This is a genomic window from Mesorhizobium sp. CNPSo 4661 (assembly GCF_057784215.1).
Window position 1 is genome coordinate 533,591 of record NZ_JBWGIO010000002.1, and the last position, 17,131, is coordinate 550,721.

14 protein-coding genes and 1 pseudogene are annotated in these 17,131 nt (G+C 64.2%); 10 read left to right on the forward strand and 5 right to left on the reverse strand.

The features are described from left to right. The first annotated feature begins 59 nt into the window (after window positions 1-59). The 4 genes from AC0YKC_RS04475 to AC0YKC_RS04490 all read left to right on the forward strand — a co-directional run bounded on the left by AC0YKC_RS04475 (window position 60) and on the right by AC0YKC_RS04490 (window position 3,851). A complete protein-coding gene (locus AC0YKC_RS04475; RefSeq protein ID WP_488510273.1) occupies window positions 60-899 on the forward strand; it encodes an alkaline phosphatase family protein in 840 nt (279 codons plus the stop codon). Window positions 900-1,181: 282 nt separating this feature from the next. Next, the gene (locus AC0YKC_RS04480; RefSeq protein WP_488510274.1) at window positions 1,182-1,748 is read left to right on the forward strand and encodes a sigma-70 family RNA polymerase sigma factor; all 567 of its coding nucleotides are present in this window, start codon (window positions 1,182-1,184) and stop codon (window positions 1,746-1,748) included. Next, a complete protein-coding gene (locus AC0YKC_RS04485; RefSeq protein WP_488510275.1) occupies window positions 1,745-2,410 on the forward strand; it encodes an anti-sigma factor in 666 nt (221 codons plus the stop codon). The genes AC0YKC_RS04480 and AC0YKC_RS04485 overlap by 4 nt, the downstream gene beginning before the upstream one ends. Further along, on the forward strand, window positions 2,400-3,851 hold the full coding sequence (locus AC0YKC_RS04490; protein ID WP_488510276.1) for a S8 family serine peptidase: 1,452 nt from the start codon (window positions 2,400-2,402) through the stop codon (window positions 3,849-3,851). Before AC0YKC_RS04485 ends, AC0YKC_RS04490 begins: the two co-directional genes overlap by 11 nt. 474 nt (window positions 3,852-4,325) lie before the next feature. On the opposite strand, the gene AC0YKC_RS04495 is transcribed toward AC0YKC_RS04490, so the two are convergent. Both AC0YKC_RS04495 and AC0YKC_RS04500 read right to left on the reverse strand, forming a co-directional pair. Further along, window positions 4,326-5,669 (reverse strand): NAD(P)/FAD-dependent oxidoreductase, encoded by a 1,344-nt coding sequence (locus AC0YKC_RS04495; RefSeq protein ID WP_488510277.1) that lies wholly within the window; start codon window positions 5,667-5,669, stop codon window positions 4,326-4,328. 145 nt (window positions 5,670-5,814) lie between these two features. Continuing rightward, entirely contained in the window at window positions 5,815-6,837 is a 1,023-nt protein-coding gene (locus tag AC0YKC_RS04500; RefSeq protein WP_320294159.1) for a LacI family DNA-binding transcriptional regulator, read from the reverse strand. A gap of 46 nt (window positions 6,838-6,883) precedes the next feature. Here AC0YKC_RS04500 and AC0YKC_RS04505 point away from each other — a divergent pair, with 46 nt between their 5' ends. The 6 genes from AC0YKC_RS04505 to AC0YKC_RS04530 all read left to right on the forward strand — a co-directional run bounded on the left by AC0YKC_RS04505 (window position 6,884) and on the right by AC0YKC_RS04530 (window position 13,718). Beyond that, window positions 6,884-7,201, forward strand: coding sequence for a hypothetical protein (locus AC0YKC_RS04505; protein ID WP_488510278.1), 318 nt, complete (start codon window positions 6,884-6,886; stop codon window positions 7,199-7,201). Then, complete coding sequence (locus tag AC0YKC_RS04510; protein ID WP_320294157.1) at window positions 7,198-8,553, forward strand: ABC transporter substrate-binding protein; 1,356 nt, start codon at window positions 7,198-7,200, stop codon at window positions 8,551-8,553. Before AC0YKC_RS04505 ends, AC0YKC_RS04510 begins: the two co-directional genes overlap by 4 nt. Before the next feature lie 166 nt (window positions 8,554-8,719). Next, window positions 8,720-9,733: a carbohydrate ABC transporter permease gene (locus AC0YKC_RS04515; RefSeq protein ID WP_320294156.1), complete on the forward strand. Its 1,014-nt coding sequence runs from the start codon at window positions 8,720-8,722 to the stop codon at window positions 9,731-9,733. Window position 9,734: 1 nt separating this feature from the next. Further along, complete coding sequence (locus tag AC0YKC_RS04520) at window positions 9,735-10,889, forward strand: carbohydrate ABC transporter permease (RefSeq protein WP_434724893.1); 1,155 nt, start codon at window positions 9,735-9,737, stop codon at window positions 10,887-10,889. Window positions 10,890-10,893: 4 nt separating this feature from the next. Further along, window positions 10,894-12,570 carry a beta-galactosidase BglA gene (gene bglA, locus AC0YKC_RS04525; protein WP_488510279.1) on the forward strand — a complete coding sequence of 559 codons (1,677 nt, stop codon included), beginning with the start codon at window positions 10,894-10,896 and terminating at the stop codon, window positions 12,568-12,570. 35 nt (window positions 12,571-12,605) lie between these two features. After that, on the forward strand, window positions 12,606-13,718 hold the full coding sequence (locus AC0YKC_RS04530) for an ABC transporter ATP-binding protein (RefSeq protein ID WP_320294153.1): 1,113 nt from the start codon (window positions 12,606-12,608) through the stop codon (window positions 13,716-13,718). Window positions 13,719-13,893: 175 nt separating this feature from the next. On the opposite strand, the pseudogene AC0YKC_RS04535 reads toward AC0YKC_RS04530, so the two are convergent. The 3 genes and pseudogenes from AC0YKC_RS04535 to atpD all read right to left on the reverse strand — a co-directional run. Then, window positions 13,894-15,033 (reverse strand): annotated as a pseudogene (locus tag AC0YKC_RS04535) (IS1182 family transposase); the annotation flags it as partial. Further along, the gene (locus AC0YKC_RS04540) at window positions 15,032-15,439 is read right to left on the reverse strand and encodes a F0F1 ATP synthase subunit epsilon (protein WP_488510280.1); all 408 of its coding nucleotides are present in this window, start codon (window positions 15,437-15,439) and stop codon (window positions 15,032-15,034) included. The gene AC0YKC_RS04540 and the pseudogene AC0YKC_RS04535, both read right to left, overlap by 2 nt. A gap of 98 nt (window positions 15,440-15,537) precedes the next feature. Continuing rightward, on the reverse strand, window positions 15,538-17,103 hold the full coding sequence (gene atpD / locus AC0YKC_RS04545) for a F0F1 ATP synthase subunit beta (protein WP_320297584.1): 1,566 nt from the start codon (window positions 17,101-17,103) through the stop codon (window positions 15,538-15,540). Window positions 17,104-17,131: the final 28 nt, after the last annotated feature.

Sequence of the window (17,131 nt, forward strand, 5' to 3'; positions counted from 1 at the left end):
CGCGTGTCCGCGCGACACGCGGCGCTTTTGTTTTCGAAGACCAATCACAGGAACCTTCCGTGGCGCTCAAATCCAAGCTTTTGCTCATCATCCTCGACGGCGTGCCCTACCGGAACTGGCGCCGGCTGATGGGCAACCTCGAGGGCTGGGCGCAGTCGGGCGAGGCGCAGGTCTGGAAGATGCGTTCCGTGCTGCCGTCGACCTCGGCCTGCTGCTATGCCTCGATCCACACCGGGGTCACGCCGCAGGTGCACGGCATCCTTTCCAACGAGAACCGCTTTCGCGTCACACAGCCGGATATCTTTTCCGAAGTCAGCAAGGCCGGCGGCAGGACGGGCGCCGTGACCCATTCCTACTGGTCGGAATTCTTCCGCTCGTATCCGTTCGACCTTGTCGAGGACATGGAGTTCGACGAGCCCGCCGGGCCGATCACGCATGGCCGCTTCCACACCATGACCGGCTACAATCTCAAGAACCAGATGACGCCGAGCGACGTCGACCTGTTCGCGACGCTGACCATGCTGGCGAAGCGCCACGGCATCGACTACGGCATCCTGCACACCTGCACGCTGGATTCGATGGGCCATCGCTTCGGCCATGACTGCCACGAGATGGACCATGCCTGCTATGCGATGGACGCCATGCTGGCAGGCTTCCTGCCGCAATGGCGCGCAGCCGGCTATGAAGTGATGGTGACGGCCGACCATGGCCAGACCGACCGTGGCCATCATGGCGGCCGCGACGACGAGATGCAGGATTTCGCGCTCTATTATTTCGGCCCGGCCAAGGGGCCTAAGGCCGACACGCTGCTCGACCAGTTGCAGCTTGCGCCGACGGTGCTGAGCCGGCTCGGCGTGGAAATACCCGAGACGATGAAGGCGAAGGTGTTTCTGGGGTAAGCGTAGCCTTTCCCTTCTCCCCTTGTGGGAGAAGGTGGATCGGCGCGCAAGCGCCGAGACGGATGAGGGGTGTTCCAGCGGAGTGAGACGCCGGCTTTCCCTGGAGCACCCCTCATCCGTCGCCTTCGACGACACCTTCTCCCACAAGGGGAGAAGGGGGAGCGCTACCCTCTGGCAACGCTCACTTTCTTCGGTTAGCCTTCGATAAATCCTTGGCGGAGGGTGAACCTTTTTGGACCGATCAGCGACAGAGCTTCGAGGAGCTAGGCGGCTCGACCGGCCATGAACGCGGCGACGGAAACCGATCGCGCGCTTGTGGACCGGGTCGCGAAGGGCGACCGGGCCGCCGTCCGGCTCCTGTTCATGCGTCACCACGCGCGGGTCTACCGCTTCGTGGTGCGCCAGACGGGATCGGAAATGATGGCCGACGATATCGCAAACGAGGTCTTTCTGGAGCTGTGGAAACAGGCGCCCAGCTTCGAGGGGCGCTCTGAAGTTTCCACGTGGCTGCTCGGCATCGCCCGCTTCAAGGCGCTGTCCATGCTGCGCAAGAAGAAGGAAGACTGGATCGACGACGACGATGCGGCGCAAGTTCCCGACAGCGCCGACACGCCGGAAGTCGTGACCATGAAGGAGGACAAGGCCGCCGCCTTGCGCCGCATGATCGACGCCCTGCCGGAAGAGCACCGCACGGTGATCGACCTTGCCTATTACCATGGACAGTCGGTGACCGAGATCGGCGAGGTGCTCGACATTCCGGTCGCGACCGTCAAGACGAGGATGTTCTACGCCCGCAAGAAACTCGGCGAAGCCCTCAAGGCCGCCGGTTACGACAGGGGGTGGCCATGAGCGCCGCTGAAAAGATGTCGCGCCGCGACGAGATGGAAACGCTGCTGCCGTTCTACCTGAACGGCTCGCTGGAAGGCGCCGAACTGGAGGCCGTCGAGGAATGGCTGGCCACCGATCCGGCGGCGATGGCAGCACTTGGCGAGGCGGAGGCCGAGTTCTCCGGCACCGCCGCCGCCAACGAGGCGATCCGCCCGCCGGCCGACGCACTGTCGCGCTTCGCCAGGGCGCTCGACGCCGAGGCCGGCCCCGTGCGCGCGCCCGGCCAATCCTGGCTGGCGAAAGTCTTCGGCCGGGTGACGGCGATGCCGGCCGGCGTCGCCTGGGCGGCGGCCGCGGCGCTGCTGGCGCTGGTCATCGTGCAGTCCTTCGAACGGCCGGGCGGCAAGGGCAACGACTTCGAGGTGGCCGGCGCTCAGGACGATCTGGCGAAGCTGCCTTTCGCCCTGGTCAAGTTCAAGCCGGATGCCAAGATGGCCGACATCGCCGCCTTCCTCGGCCAGAACGGGTTGAAGATCGCCGGCGGCCCGACCGCTGATGGCGTCTTTCACCTGACGATCCCGGCCGACAAGGCGGCCGACTACGACCGGATTGTCGGCCTTATTGCCGCCCAGCCTTTCGCGGATGCTGTGGTGCAGGGAAGGAAACCGGTCGATGGCGGCTAAGGCGGTCATTCTTCACGCGGCAATCCTCGCGGCGGCACTTGTCGCCGCGCCTGCGTTTGCGCAGACCAACGATCCCAACCTGACGCAAAAGCCGGTCGACTGCCTCGACCGCACGACAGCCGCAGGCACGGGCTGCGACAAGGACGGCGGCGCCAAGGGCAACGGTGGCGCGCCGGGCAACGGCACGGCCACGGGCGGCGCGGTGTTCCTGCCGGCGCTGATCGTCGACCTGTTCCCGAACACGCCCGCCGGCGCGACCCCACAAACGCCCGCACCGTCCAATGGAACATCATCGTCGAACGGTTCCAGCAACACGCCGGCCCCGACGCCGAGCGGACCCGTCACGGTGCCGCAGGGCCTCAACCTTGCCGAGCCGCCGCGCGCGATTGCCGGCGAATTCGTGCCCGACGAGGTGCTGGTGACGGTCGATGGCGATGCCGGCGTGGTGCAGCAGATCGCCAATTCCTTCGGCCTGCAGGTGCGCTCGCAGCGCCAGTCGCGGCTGCTCGGCACCACGCTGGTGCGCTTCGGCATCACCGACGGGCGCCCGGTCGGCGTGGTGCTGGCGCAGCTTGCCGCCGACGGGCGTACGCAGCGGCGCGAGCCCAACCACATCTATACGCTGCAGCAGGCGGCGGGCATCGTGAACTATGCCTTCGACCGCATCGCGCTCGATTCGAAACAGGCGAGCGGCGAGAATGTGCGTGTCGCCGTCATCGACACCGGCATCGACGACACCAACCCGGCGCTTGCCGGCGTTATCGCCCAGCAATATGACGCGATGCCGAACGTGCCGATCGAGAAGCGCGACCACGGCACCTCGGTCGACGGGCTGATCGCCGGCGTCGGTCCGCTGGAAGGCATGGCGCCAGGCGCCAGGATCTATCATGCGCGCGCCTTCGAAGGCGGCAAGTCGACCATGGATGTGATCCTGTCGGCGCTCGACTGGGCGGCGGAACAGGACGTGCGCATCATCAACATGAGCTTCGTCGGGCCGAAGAACGACCTGCTCGGCACCGCGTGCCGCAATGCGCGGGCGCTCGGCATCGTGCTGGTCGCGGCCGCCGGCAACAACGGGCCGAAGGCGCCCTATGGCTATCCGGCTGCCTTCGACGACGTCATCGCCGTCACCGCCACCGACGCCAAGGACGGGCTGATGCCGCAGGCCAATCGCGGCGCCTATGTGTTCATCTCTGCGCCGGGCGTCGAGATGGTGGCGCCGAGCGGCGCCGGCTCCGACGTCGTGACCGGCACCTCCTTCGCCGCCGCGATCGTGTCCGGTGCCATCGCCAACCTGATCCACGCCGCGCCCGACCGCTCGGCCGACGAGATCGAGAAGGCGCTGGCGGCAACCGCCAAGGATCTTGGGCCGAAAGGGCGGGACAATGATTTCGGCTATGGGCTGATCGACCTGAAGGCGGCGGAAGCGGCGGAGGAATAAGTCCAACTAGTGACACTGCACGGAGATTTTGACCGGTCGGCTCTGTTTGCGTTGGAAGGTGGCATGCCTTGGAGATTGGCCGAAACGCCCGTTGCGATCGTCATTCTAGGGCGGAGCAGGAGCGGAACTCCGTCGCGAAGACCCTAGAATCCATGCCGTTACCTTCGCCAAGGCGTGCAGCGGAGCAGAATTCTGCACCGTAGCAGCGCTTCCAAGTCACGGCATGGATTCTATGGTCTGCGCCGCGTCGCTTCGCTCCTTGCTTCGCCATAGAATGACGACGTTGGGGCGGCTTTCGACCAATCCCCGGCGTTTGCTCTGGTTTCACGGATCTGAGTGAAAAATCTTGCGTCAAGACAAACGGCAACCTTTCAAAATCCCTGTCGGGGAATTAGTCGGCCATCCCAATTGCCGTGAGGGGAGCAATCAGCGGCCCGTTGCCGTGACGATCGAGAACGCACTTCGAGCAGCTATTCAAAGCGCCGGCCCTAACCGGACAGGGCTTCCATCGTAGAAGCGCGACAGCCGGAAGCGGCTGAGGTCGTGCCCGGTTTCGTTTCCCTGGATCAGGTCGGAGACGACGCGGCCTATGCCGGGCCCGATACCGAAGCCGTGGCCGCTCATTCCGGTCGCGACGAAAAGACCGCCGATCGCCTGGACCCGGTCCACGACGGGGACGACGTCGGGCATGGCGTCGATCATGCCGCCCCAGCCGACCTTCAGGCGAAGTTTGTCGAACTGCGGAAAAAGCTGTTTGAAATTGCGCTCGATCCTACGAAGCCGGGCCGGTTGAGGGGCTGGGTTGAGCACCCGCATCCTCTCGAAAGGGCTTGGCGCATCCGGCGCCCAATTGCGCGGTGTCGACCAGCCATCCGGGTAGCCTGATGGAGCGAACGGAAAATAGCGCGCTCCGAACGGATCGTTCCTGAGGGCGGGAATGTACCTGGTGGCGTGCCGGAATGCGTCAGGCCCCAGGTAAAGCAGGTGGCTGCCTCCTGCGAGCGTGTATCCGCCATCCTGCCTGCGCCTGAAAGCGATGTGATTGTCGGCGGCCGCGCCTGCATAGACTTCAGGCAGGGATTCCGTTGCGGCTACGGTCACCCGAACGCTGAGCTGGGGGATGGACACGCCGTGCCGCGCCAGGAACAGGGACGACCAGGCGCCGCCCGCGACCAGCACGGTGGAGGTCTCGATATATCCCGCCTCGGTCCACATGCCCTTGATCCTGCCGGCCGCGATGTCGAGGCCTCGCGCCGCGCAGTTCTCGACGATCCTGGCGCCTTTTCGCACGGCGAGCCTGGCCAGCGCTGGCACCGCCAGCCAAGGTTCCGCACGCATGTCGGAGGGCGTCGTCATCGCGCCCGCGAACCTGCGCGACATGCCGGTGATGAGTTTCGCGGTCTCGTTCGCGTCAAGGAGGCGCGTGTCGAGATCATGGATCGCGGCGATCTTCATGAACGCTTCGAAGCCGGCCATGTCCTTGTCGGCATTCGCCAGATAGGTCACGCCGGTCTGGTTCAGCCCGATGTCTTCGCCGCATTCCTCGGCCAGTTGCCGCCACAGGCGAATAGCCTCGATGACAATCGGCAGCTCGTCCGCATCCCGTCCCTGCTTTCTGATCCAGCCCCAGTTTCGCGATGACTGCTCGGCCGCGACGCGGCCTTTCTCCAGCAGCGTCACCGGAATGTTGCGGGAGGCAAGGAACAGGGCCGTGGTTGCGCCGATGATGCCGCCACCGACAATCACCACCTGCGACGTCTTCGGCGGCGGCCCGGGGTATTGGATTGGATCCGCTTCGGTGAACGGGAACGTGAGCAAATGGCGCACTCTGAAGGACTGGTTGACGGTTATGGCTTACCGGTTGTCACCGTCCGAGATCAGGAGCAGCCGAAGGCGGATCGTTGTCCCACGACGACAAAGGCAGTCCAGAAGGGAGCGCTCGGCGAAGCTGTCGAATCGTGACCTAGACCGGCGCGCCGGCCACCGATCCCCGCACCACCAGATCCACCGGCCAGACCTCGCCGCGCGCGCCCTCTTCCAATCCCGATATCCGCGCCGCCAGGCGCTCGGCGACGCGGGCGCCGGCAAGGCGGATCGAGGAGCGCGTGGTCGACAGCGGCACCGGGAAATTCTCCGGCCGCAACCAGGGGAAGACGTCGTCATGCGCGACCAGCGACAGGTCGCCCGGAATGGTCAGGCCAAGGTCGCGCACTGCGCGCACGACGCCCAGCGCCATGATCAGGCTGGAGCAGACGATAGCCGTCGGCGGCTCATCTTCCTCGAGCAGTCGGCGGGCGGCGCGATAGCCGTTTTCCTCGGTCATGGTCATCGAGCGGATGTGGCGTTCGCCGAGCGTCAGGCCGCTCGCGGCGAGCGCGCGGCGCATACCGCGCTCGCGGTGGATGGCGAAGGTCTCGCGCTCGTTGCCGTTGATCAGCGCCAGGCGCTTGTGGCCGAGCTGGATCAACAGCCGCGCCGCTTCGTGGAAGGCGCCCTCATTGTCGATGTCGAGATAGGGATAGTCGAAGTCGAAGCCTTCGCTGCGGCCATGGACGATGAAGGGAATGCCCAGCGTGTTGACCAGCGCCAGCCGCCTGTCGGCCGGACGCGGCGAGGAAAGGTAGACGGCGTCGACCTGCCGGTTGGCGACGATGCGCCGGTAGGTGGTTTCCTCGTCGTCGGCATCGGCGGGCGAAAGCACGAGGTCGAGCTCGTGCGCGCGGGCATAGTCGCCGAGGCCGGAGAGGAATTCGACGAAATGCGGATCGATGTCGACGGCGGCGCCGGTCGGCAGCACATAGCCGATCATTCCCGACTTGCCGGTGGCGAGCCGACGCGCGCTGGGGTTCGGCCGGTAGCCGTGGCGCTTGGCGGCGTCCATGACCCGCCGCCGGGTTTCCTCGCTGACCTCGGGATAGCCGTTGAGCGCCCGGCTCACCGTAGTCTGCGAAAGCGACAGCATGTGCGACAGTTGCTTGAGGTTCATCGGAGGCCCTCCAGCCTCAAAGCGCTTTCAAACAGGAATCGATCCGATGATTGTTGGCGTGATCGCCAAGTATCATGACCTTAGAGCGCGATCAGCGCCGTTTGAAGCAAAATTGCTGCTGCGGCGCCAAAAAACTATGCTGCGGCGCACTTTTTTACTCAATCCGGCCGGATTTAAATCGATTAATAAACTCCCCTACTTGACTCCCAGGCAATTCAATGGCGAGATCAAAGCAGCCAAAGCGCTTTGGAAATCTCTTCGAAAGGTTGCGGTTGCCCTTTCGCTGAGTCACAGTTCCGCGGGCGTCGGCGGACGAAATGGAGGTTTCGTCCGAACTGTTTCAACACTGGGAGGACTGCGATGAAGAAAATGCTTCTCTTGGGTGCCGCGTTCGCTGCGCTCACCCTTGGCCTGCCGGCACATGCCGAGCTGAAATTCAAGCCGGGCGAGGATCCGAAGTTTCACTGGGCGAATTACGACGACCTCAAGAAGGTCGACCTCAAGGGCGAGACGCTGACGATCTTCGGACCGTGGCGTGGCGAGGACGAGACGCTTGTGCGGTCCGTTCTCGACTATTTCCAGGAAGCGACCGGCGCCGAGGTCAAATATTCCTCGTCCGAAAATTATGAGCAGCAGATCGTCATCGACACCCAGGCCGGCAGCCCGCCCAACATCGCCGTCCTGCCGCAGCCCGGCCTCATCCAGGATCTTGCTTCCAAGGGCGTGCTGACGCCGCTGGGCGACGACGTCGCCGCCTGGATCAAGGAAAACTACGCCGCCGGCGACTCCTGGGCCAAGCTCGGCACCTATAATGGCAAGGACGGCAAGCCGGGCTTCTACGCCTTCCCCTACAAGATCGACGTGAAAGGCCTGGTCTGGTACTCGCCCGACAACTTCCAGGAAGCCGGCTACAAGGTGCCGAAGACCCAGGAAGAGCTCGCCGATCTCGAAAAGAAGATCGTCGCCGACGGCGGCAAACCCTGGTGCATCGGGCTGGGCTCGGGCGGCGCCACCGGCTGGCCTGCGACCGACTGGGTCGAGGACATCATGCTGCGTACGCAGCCGCCGGAGGTCTACGACAAGTGGGTGAAGAACGAGATCCCGTTCACCGACCCGGCGGTGGTCAACGCCATCGACATCTTCGGCAAGATCGCCACCGACGACAAGATGGTGGATGGCGGCGCCAAGGCGGTCGCGGCGACCGACTTCCGCGACAGCCCGAAGGGCCTCTTCACCGTGCCGCCCAAGTGCTACATGCACCATCAGGCATCGTTCATCCCCTCCTTCTTCCCGGAAAACGTGAAGCTCGGCCAGGACGCGGACTTCTTCCCCTATCCGCCTTACGCCTCCAAGCCGGAACTGGGCACGCCGCTGGAAGTGGCGGGAACGCTGGTGATGATCACCAAGGATTCCAAGGCCTCGCGCGAGTTCATCAAGTTCCTCGAAATGCCGCTCGCGCATGAATTGTGGATGGCGCAGAAGAGCTTCGTCACCCCGTTCAAGTCGGCCAACAAGGACGCCTATGGCAGCGACGCGCTGAAGAAGCAGGGCGAGATCCTGGTCGGCGCAACGACGGTCCGCTTCGACGGATCCGATCTGATGCCCGGCAAGGTCGGCGCGGGCTCGTTCTGGACCGGCATGATCGACCTGGTCGGCGGCAAGTCCGCCCAGGACGTCGCCGCCGACATCCAGAAAAGCTGGGATGCCATCAAGTAGGCGTCCTGAATTCCTCCTAATCCTCCACCTGGATCCGGGCTACGGCCCGGATCCGACCGGCGGTCGACGCCGGAAGCCTTCGCGTTTCGATTGTTCCGAATAACCGAAAGTCGGTGCATCCGATCGGCAGCCTCGGCTGGCCGATCATGCGCAGGGAGAGGGACCCATGGCGGCTCAGATTTTCTCGGCCATATTCGTCATCATCATCGGCGTCGGCGGCTGTGTCGCCTATTTCTGGGGCGCCAACAAACTGCTCGACCTCGTCTTCCCGTCGCGCGGCGTCTCGGGGACCGCCGCCGTCGACAATTTGCGCCGGCAGGGACTGGTGCGGCCCTGGCTGTTCGTCGGCCCGGCGATGATCATCCTCACCATCTATCTGATCTACCCGGTCATCGAGACGTTGAGGCTCTCCTTCCTCGATCGCGGCGGCACGAATTTCGTCGGCCTCGCCAATTATGAGTGGGCGCTCGGCGATCACGATTTCCGCAATTCGATCCTGAACAATGTGCTTTGGCTGGCGGTGGTGCCGGCGGCCTGCACCTTCCTTGGGCTGATCATCGCCGTGCTCACCGACAAGATCTGGTGGGGCACGATCGCCAAGAGCCTTATCTTCCTGCCTCTCGCCATCTCCTTCGTCGGCGCCAGCGTGATCTGGAAGTTCATCTACGAGTATCGCGGCGAGGGCCAGGTGCAGATCGGCCTGCTCAACGCCATCATCCAGTATTTCGGCGGCCAGCCGCAGGTGTGGATATCGCTGCCGTTCTGGAACAACTTCTTCCTGATGATCATCCTGATCTGGATCCAGACCGGCTTTGCCATGGTGATCCTGTCCTCGGCGCTGCGCGGCATTCCCGAAGAGACGCTCGAGGCCGCGGTGATCGACGGCGCCAACCCGTTCCAGATCTTCTGGAAGATCATGGTGCCGCAGATCTGGGGCACCATCGCCGTTGTCTGGACCACCATCACCATCCTGGTGCTCAAAGTGTTCGACATCGTGCTGACCATGACCAACGGCCAATGGAACAGCCAGGTGCTGGCCAATCTGATGTTCGACTGGATGTTCCGCGGCGGCGGCGATTTCGGCCGCGGCGCCACCATCGCCATCATCATCATGATCGCGGTCATCCCGATCATGGTCTGGAACATCCGCCAGGCCAACAAAGAGACGGGAGGGCACTGAAATGGCTGCGTCCACCGGAAAGTCCTTCGCCGGCCGCTTCGGCGTCCATATCGCCGTGCTCGTCTTCGTGGTCATCTGGACCATCCCCACGCTCGGCATCCTCGTCTCGTCGCTGCGCGACAAGGACCAGATCGTCGCATCGGGCTGGTGGAACTCCTTCGCCAGTTCCAGCCAGAGCGAGGCCGGGCGACTTCCCGCGGCATCGGCGCAAACCCAGAAGGACGGCAAATACGTCATCGAGGGCAACATCTTCGGCGACGGGCCCAAGCGCGAGATCAGCGCCTTCGGCGTGAAGTCGTCCGCGCCGACGCAGTACAAGGCCGGAACGGCTGCCGACCTCGGCGACGGTGTCGCCTTGCAGATGAATGCCGACGGCACGTTTGTCCTGTCCTCCGCGAAAGCCTTCGAGGGCGACCGCGGCCAGCGCGTCTATTTCGCCTCTTCCGCGCCGCCGAAATTCACCACGGACAACTACGATGCCGTGCTGTTTTCCGAAGGCATCGGCCGCTCGTTCATGAACTCGCTGACGGTGACCATCCCGGCAACGATCATCCCCATCCTGATCGCAGCCTTCGCGGCCTATGCATTGGCCTGGATGCGGTTTCCGGGCCGGGCGCTGCTGATTGCCGTCATCATCGGCCTGCTGGTCGTGCCGCTGCAGATGTCGCTGATCCCGCTGCTCAAGCTCTACAACGGCGTCGGCACCTTCTTCGGCGTGCCGTCCAAGACCTATCTCGGCATCTGGCTGGCGCATACCGGCTTCGGCCTGCCCTTCGCCATCTACCTGCTCAGGAGCTACATTGCCGGCCTGCCGCGCGAGATCATGGAATCGGCGCGCATCGACGGCGCCAGCGACTTCGAGATCTTCGTCAAGATCGTGTTGCCGCTGTCCTTCCCGGTGCTTGCCTCGTTTGCCATCTTCCAGTTCCTGTGGGTATGGAACGATCTGCTGGTGGCGATGGTTTTCCTCGGCACGGCGCCCGATCAGATCGTGCTGACGGCCAAGCTCAACGCGCTGCTCGGCTCGCGCGGCGGCAACTGGGAAATCCTGACGACATCGGCGTTCATCACCATCATCGTGCCGCTGATCGTCTTCTTCTCGCTGCAGCGCTATTTCGTCCGCGGGCTGCTTGCCGGCTCGGTGAAAGGAGGTTGAAGATATGCAATCGGCTTTGAAGGCGACTTCCAGACCAGACCCCGCCCCAGACCCTGCCATCGACCGCGACTGGTGGCGGGGCGCGGTGATCTACCAGATCTATCCGCGCTCCTACCAGGACTCCAACGACGACGGCATCGGCGACCTGAAAGGCATCGTGCGGCGGCTGCCCTACATCGCCTCGCTCGGCGTCGACGCCATCTGGATCTCGCCCTTCTTCAAATCGCCGATGAAGGATTTCGGCTACGACGTGTCGGATTATTGCGATGTCGACCCGATGTTCGGCACGCTCGCCGATTTCGACGCGCTGGTGACGGAAGCCCATCGGCTGGGCCTCAAGGTGATGATCGACGAGGTGCTGTCGCACACCGCCGACATCCACCCCTGGTTCAAGGAAAGCCGCTCCAGCCGCAACAATCCGAAAGCCGACTGGTATGTGTGGGCCGACGCCAAGCCCGACGGCACGCCGCCCAACAACTGGCTGTCGATCTTCGGCGGCTCGGCCTGGCAGTGGGATACCAGCCGCCAGCAATATTACATGCACAACTTCCTGGCCGAACAGCCCGACCTCAACTTCCACAACGCCGAAGTCCAGGACGCGCTGCTCGACATCACCCGTTTCTGGCTGGAGCGCGGCGTCGACGGCTTCCGCCTCGACACGATCAATTTCTACTTCCACAGCCTGGGGCTGGAGGACAATCCGCCGCTGCCGCCGGAACAGCGCAACGACCAGACGGCGCCGGCGGTCAATCCCTACAATTACCAGGACCATCTCTACGACAAGAGCCGGCCGGAGAACCTCGGCTTCCTCGAGCGCTTCCGCGCGCTTCTCGACGAATATCCGGCGCAGGCCGCCGTCGGCGAGGTAGGCGACTCCCAGCGCGGCCTGGAGGTGGTCGCCGCCTACACCGCCGAGGGCAAGCGCGTGCATATGTGCTATTCCTTCGATTTCCTGGCGCCGGAGAAGATCAGCGCGGCGAAAGTGCGCGCGGTGCTGGAGGCCTTCGGCACGGTCGCCAGCGACGGCTGGTCGTGCTGGGCCTTCTCCAACCATGACGTGATGCGGGTCGCCTCGCGCTGGGCCGCCAACGAGGCGGATCCGACCGCCTATCTGAAGGTGATCTCGGCGCTTCTGATGTCGCTGCGCGGCTCGGTGTGCATCTATCAGGGCGAAGAGCTCGGCCTTGGCGAGGCGGAGCTGAAGTTCGAAGACCTGCAGGACCCCTACGGCATTAGGTTCTGGCCGGAGTTCAAGGGCCGCGACGGTTGCCGCACGCCGATGGTGTGGGACGCTGCCGCCAAGAATGGCGGTTTCTCGAGCGCCAAGCCGTGGCTGCCGGTGCCGGGCAAGCACCTGTCGCAGGCCGTCAACGTGCAGCAGGGCGACGCAAGCTCGCTGCTCGAACATTACCGGCGCTTCCTCGCCTTCCGGCGCCAGCATCCGGCGCTGGCCAAGGGCGACATCACCTTCATCGAAAGCGATGGCGATACCGTCGCCTTCACGCGCCGCGAAGGCAATGAGCGGATCGTCTGCGCCTTCAACCTCGGCGGCAAGCCTGCCGAGGTCGATCTCGGTAAAGGCTCGCTGCAACCCTTGCCCGGGCATGGCTTTTCGGGACAGACTGGCACCGGGCCGGTCCGCCTCGGCGGATATGGCGCCTGGTTCGGGCGCATCGACTGAACTTCTAAAACAGAGATCAACGGGAGAGGAAAAACATGGCCGATGTCACGCTGAACCAGGTGAAGAAATCATACGGCAACCTCAACATTCTCCACGGCATCGACCTCGATATCAAATCGGGCGAGTTCATCGTCTTTGTCGGGCCGTCGGGTTGCGGCAAATCCACCTTGCTGCGGTCGATCGCCGGCCTCGAGGAAATCACCTCGGGCGAGCTGAAGATCGACGGCGAGGTGGTGAACGACGTGCCGCCCTCGAAGCGGGGCATCGCCATGGTGTTCCAGTCCTATGCGCTCTATCCGCATATGACGGTCTACGACAACATGGCCTTCTCGATGAAGATCGGCAAGGAAAGCAAGGCCGAGATCGACAAGCGCGTGCGTCAGGCGGCGGAGATCCTGCAGCTGACCAAATATCTCGACCGCCTGCCCAAGGCGATGTCGGGCGGCCAGCGCCAGCGCGTCGCCATCGGCCGCGCCATCGTGCGCAACCCGAAGGTGTTCCTGTTCGACGAGCCGCTGTCGAACCTTGACGCGGCACTTCGCGTCGCCACCCGCATCGAGATCGCCAAGCTCAAGGAATCGATGCCGAATACGACCATGATCTACGTCACGCACGACCAGGTCGAGGCGATGACGCTGGCGGACCGCATCGTGGTGCTGAAGGAAGGCGTCGTCGAGCAGGTGGGCACGCCGATGGAACTCTATAAACGTCCAGGCAATCTGTTCGTCGCCCAGTTCATTGGCTCGCCGGCGATGAACATATTGCCGGCGAAGATCGAGAAGGCCGGCAATCCGACCGTGGTCAGCCATGTCGGCGGCCGCAAGGCGACGGTGCCGATCGCGACGCCTGCCTCGGCGAATGGCGCCGCGGTCAGCTTCGGCGTGCGGCCGGAGGACCTCGCCATCGCGACCGGCGCGGACTATCTGTTCGAAGGCAAGGTCGACTATATCGAGCAGCTCGGCGAGGTTCAGCTCGTCTATGTCGATATCGGCCGGACCGACCTGCCGCTGGTGGCCAAGCTGCCGGGCAATGTCGAGGTCAAGCGCGGCGAGACGCTGCGGCTCAACGCCGGCGGCGGCGATCTGCACATCTTCGACGCCGACGGCCATTCCTTTACGCTGCATCGCGAGGAAGCGAAGGCCGCCTGACACCTCTCGGATGACTGGCCTTTCCCAGAAAATAAAAAAGCGGCGGGCCAAGCCCGCCGCTCCAGACCGCTGACAAACCCCGTCGATTTTCGGCGGGGTTTTGTTTTGGGCGTTGATTGCGCTTTGTAACTTGATGTCGGGAGGAGATGTCAGGGGCTGGAGTAGCCGATAAGCCTCATGCGAGGCTTGGTTTGGGTTTTGGCCAGAGGCTGATTGCGATCTTTTTCATGTTCTGGGCGGCGGCTGCGATCAGGCACTGGCAGGCGACGCGTGTGCGTCCTCGGAAGCGGGCATAACGATGGCCGAAGAGCTGCTTGGCATGACAATCGCGGCAGATGGACGGGTCGCTCCTGTATTGGCGGTAGCCGTCCCGATTGGTGGTGGCGTAGGTGAGCAACTGGCCCTGCGGGCAACGATAGCCGTCCAGATCCGGTTCATAAACGAAGTCGCTCTTTCTCATCTTGCCGGGCTTGGGTGGGGTCGGGTTGCGATAGCCGATGACGCCCCTGACCTTCCTGTCTTCCAGGCCCTTGGCGATGCCCGGCGTGGCGTAGCCGGCATCCAGCCCCGCCGCCGCCACGGTGAAGCCGAAGCGCTCAACCTGGCGGTCCAGCCGGCCGAGATAGACGATCGAGTCGTGCACATTGGCCGGCGTGGCGAAAGTGTCGGTGATGATGCCGCAGCGCCCGTCTACCGTGCGGTGATCGAGGTAGAAGAAGCCCTTCGGCTTACCTTCGCGCACCATGTAGCCGGCCTCCGGGTCGGCGCGCGAGACCTTGGTCTGCTTCTGCGGCGGCTTGCGCTCCTTGCCCTTCAGCGGCTTCTGGCCATGCAGCGCCCGCTCGGCCTCGATCGCGCGGTCGAGATCGGCCCAGTAGTCGGCGCGCGACTTGGCGACCATGGCAAGGTCGTACTTGCCCTTGTTGGCGTTGGCCTTCAGGTGCGTGCTGTCGGTATAGAGCACCGTCCCATCCACCAGACCCGCCCCGATCGCCTGCTCGACAATCTTGTCGAAGATCGCTTGTGCAATGCTCTCGTCCTGATAACGCCGCCGACGGTTCTGCGACAGTGTCGAGGCGTCGAACACCTTGTCCGTCAGCTTCAGCCGCAGGAACCAGCGATAGGCGACATTGACCTCGATCTCGCGCACCAACTGACGTTCCGAGCGCACCCCGAACAGGTAGCCAACAAACAGCGCCTTGAACATCAAGGTCGGGTCCAGCGGCGGGCGCCCATTGTCGGCGCAGTACAACGGCGCCGTCAGATCGTGGATGAAGGAAAAGTCGATCGCGACTTGCCGCCTTAAGCAAACGTCAGGCTGGCAGCAGCGCGCCTTCCAGCGTGGTGAGCTGGCTGAGGAACTGCTCGGCGCGGCTGCGCGCCACGTCGTCCTTGGCGTCGGTGGCGTCTTCCTTGGCGTCCTGGATGCGACGGGCAAGGTCAGCACGGTCGATGTCGTTCACATGCACTGCCGATTCGGCAAGCAGCGTGCAGCCTGACGGCAGGATGTCGGCGAAACCGCCGAACACGACAAAGCGGTCTTCCTTGCCGGACGCGGCCTTGATCGTGACGACGCCGGGCTTGATCGTCGTCATGACCGGCGCGTGCTGTGCCATCACCGTCATCTCGCCTTCGGCGCCCGGGATGACGACGGACTCGACCTGCTCGGAAACGAGCAGCCGCTCCGGCGAGACCAGTTCGAACTTGAAAGCTTCAGCCATGCCAATCTAGCGAGTAGGGAATAGCGAGTAGCGAGTAGTGAAAAACTCGGCTGGCCCACTGATCCCTATTCGCTACTCCCTATTCGCTATTCGCTTCTTTACGCTGCTTCAGCCGCCAGGCGCTGCGCCTTCTCGACCGCTTCGTCGATGCCGCCGACCATGTAGAAGGCGGCTTCCGGCAGGTGATCATAGTCACCGGCGCAGAGGCCCTTGAAGCCCTTGATGGTGTCGGCGAGGTCGACCAGCTTGCCCGGCGCGCCCGTGAACACTTCGGCGACGAAGAACGGCTGCGACAGGAAGCGCTCGATCTTGCGGGCGCGGGCCACCGTCTGCTTGTCCTCTTCCGACAGCTCGTCCATGCCAAGGATGGCGATGATGTCCTGCAGCGACTTGTAGCGCTGCAGGATCGACTGCACCTGGCGGGCGACCTGGTAGTGCTCTTCGCCGACGACCATCGGGTCGAGCATGCGCGAGGTGGAATCCAGCGGGTCGACGGCCGGATAGATGCCCTTTTCCGAGATCGCGCGGTTCAGCACGGTCGTGGCGTCGAGGTGGGCGAACGAGGTCGCCGGCGCCGGGTCGGTCAAGTCGTCGGCCGGCACGTAGATGGCCTGCACCGAGGTGATCGAGCCCTTGGTCGTCGTCGTAATGCGTTCCTGCAGCGCGCCCATGTCGGTGGCCAGCGTCGGCTGGTAACCCACGGCGGAAGGAATGCGGCCGAGCAGCGCCGACACTTCCGAGCCCGCCTGCGTGAAGCGGAAGATGTTGTCGACGAAGAACAGCACGTCCTGGCCCTGGTCGCGGAAATATTCGGCAACGGTGAGGCCGGTCAGGCCGACGCGGGCGCGCGCGCCCGGCGGCTCGTTCATCTGGCCGTAGACCAGCGCGGCCTTCGAGCCGGCGCCGCCACCCTTCTTGTTGACGCCCGATTCGATGAACTCGTGATAGAGGTCGTTGCCCTCGCGGGTGCGCTCGCCGACGCCGGCGAACACCGAGAAGCCGCCGTGAGCCTTGGCGACGTTGTTGATCAGCTCCTGGATCAGCACGGTCTTGCCGACGCCGGCGCCGCCGAACAGGCCGATCTTGCCGCCACGGGCGTAAGGCGCGAGCAGGTCGAGAACCTTGATGCCGGTGACCAGGATCTGCGCTTCCGTCGACTGATCGACATAGGCCGGAGCGGGCTGGTGGATGGCGCGCATCTCGACGCCGTCGACCGGGCCTTCCTCGTCGACCGGCTCGCCGATGACGTTGATGATGCGGCCGAGCATGCCCGGACCGACCGGAACCGAGATCGGCGCGCCGGTGTCGTAGACGTTCTGGCCGCGGACCAGGCCTTCGGTCGAGTCCATGGCGATGCAGCGCACGGTGTTCTCGCCGAGATGCTGGGCGACCTCGAGCACCAGGCGGTTGCCGACATTTTCGGTTTCAAGCGCGTTCAGAATGGCGGGCAGATGATCTTCGAACTGCACGTCGACGACGGCGCCGATGACCTGGCGGACCTTGCCGGCGGCGCCGACCCGCTTCGTCGCTACGCTCGCCGCCTTGGCCGGAGCGGCTGCCTTCTTCGCCGGAACGGCGGCCTTTTCGGCTGCTTCCGGGGCCTTCGCCGCCTTGGGGGCCGGTGCCGCCTTGGCGGCGGTCTTCGGGGTAGCTGCTTTCGCCATCGTCTTTGCCCTTTTCGTCTATCCGTTG

What these genes read in the sequence shown, in the direction of transcription:
- AC0YKC_RS04480 (WP_488510274.1), top strand. Translation starts at nt 1,182, where the DNA reads ATGAACGCGGCGACGGAAACCGATCGCGCGCTTGTGGACCGGGTCGCG.
- AC0YKC_RS04485 (WP_488510275.1), top strand. Translation starts at nt 1,745, where the DNA reads ATGAGCGCCGCTGAAAAGATGTCGCGCCGCGACGAGATGGAAACGCTG.
- AC0YKC_RS04490 (WP_488510276.1), top strand. Translation starts at nt 2,400, where the DNA reads ATGGCGGCTAAGGCGGTCATTCTTCACGCGGCAATCCTCGCGGCGGCA.
- AC0YKC_RS04500 (WP_320294159.1), bottom strand. Translation starts at nt 6,837, where the DNA reads ATGAACCTCAAGCAACTGTCGCACATGCTGTCGCTTTCGCAGACTACG.
- AC0YKC_RS04505 (WP_488510278.1), top strand. Translation starts at nt 6,884, where the DNA reads ATGATTGTTGGCGTGATCGCCAAGTATCATGACCTTAGAGCGCGATCA.
- AC0YKC_RS04510 (WP_320294157.1), top strand. Translation starts at nt 7,198, where the DNA reads ATGAAGAAAATGCTTCTCTTGGGTGCCGCGTTCGCTGCGCTCACCCTT.
- AC0YKC_RS04515 (WP_320294156.1), top strand. Translation starts at nt 8,720, where the DNA reads ATGGCGGCTCAGATTTTCTCGGCCATATTCGTCATCATCATCGGCGTC.
- AC0YKC_RS04520 (WP_434724893.1), top strand. Translation starts at nt 9,735, where the DNA reads ATGGCTGCGTCCACCGGAAAGTCCTTCGCCGGCCGCTTCGGCGTCCAT.
- bglA (WP_488510279.1), top strand. Translation starts at nt 10,894, where the DNA reads ATGCAATCGGCTTTGAAGGCGACTTCCAGACCAGACCCCGCCCCAGAC.
- AC0YKC_RS04530 (WP_320294153.1), top strand. Translation starts at nt 12,606, where the DNA reads ATGGCCGATGTCACGCTGAACCAGGTGAAGAAATCATACGGCAACCTC.
- AC0YKC_RS04540 (WP_488510280.1), bottom strand. Translation starts at nt 15,439, where the DNA reads ATGGCTGAAGCTTTCAAGTTCGAACTGGTCTCGCCGGAGCGGCTGCTC.
- atpD (WP_320297584.1), bottom strand. Translation starts at nt 17,103, where the DNA reads ATGGCGAAAGCAGCTACCCCGAAGACCGCCGCCAAGGCGGCACCGGCC.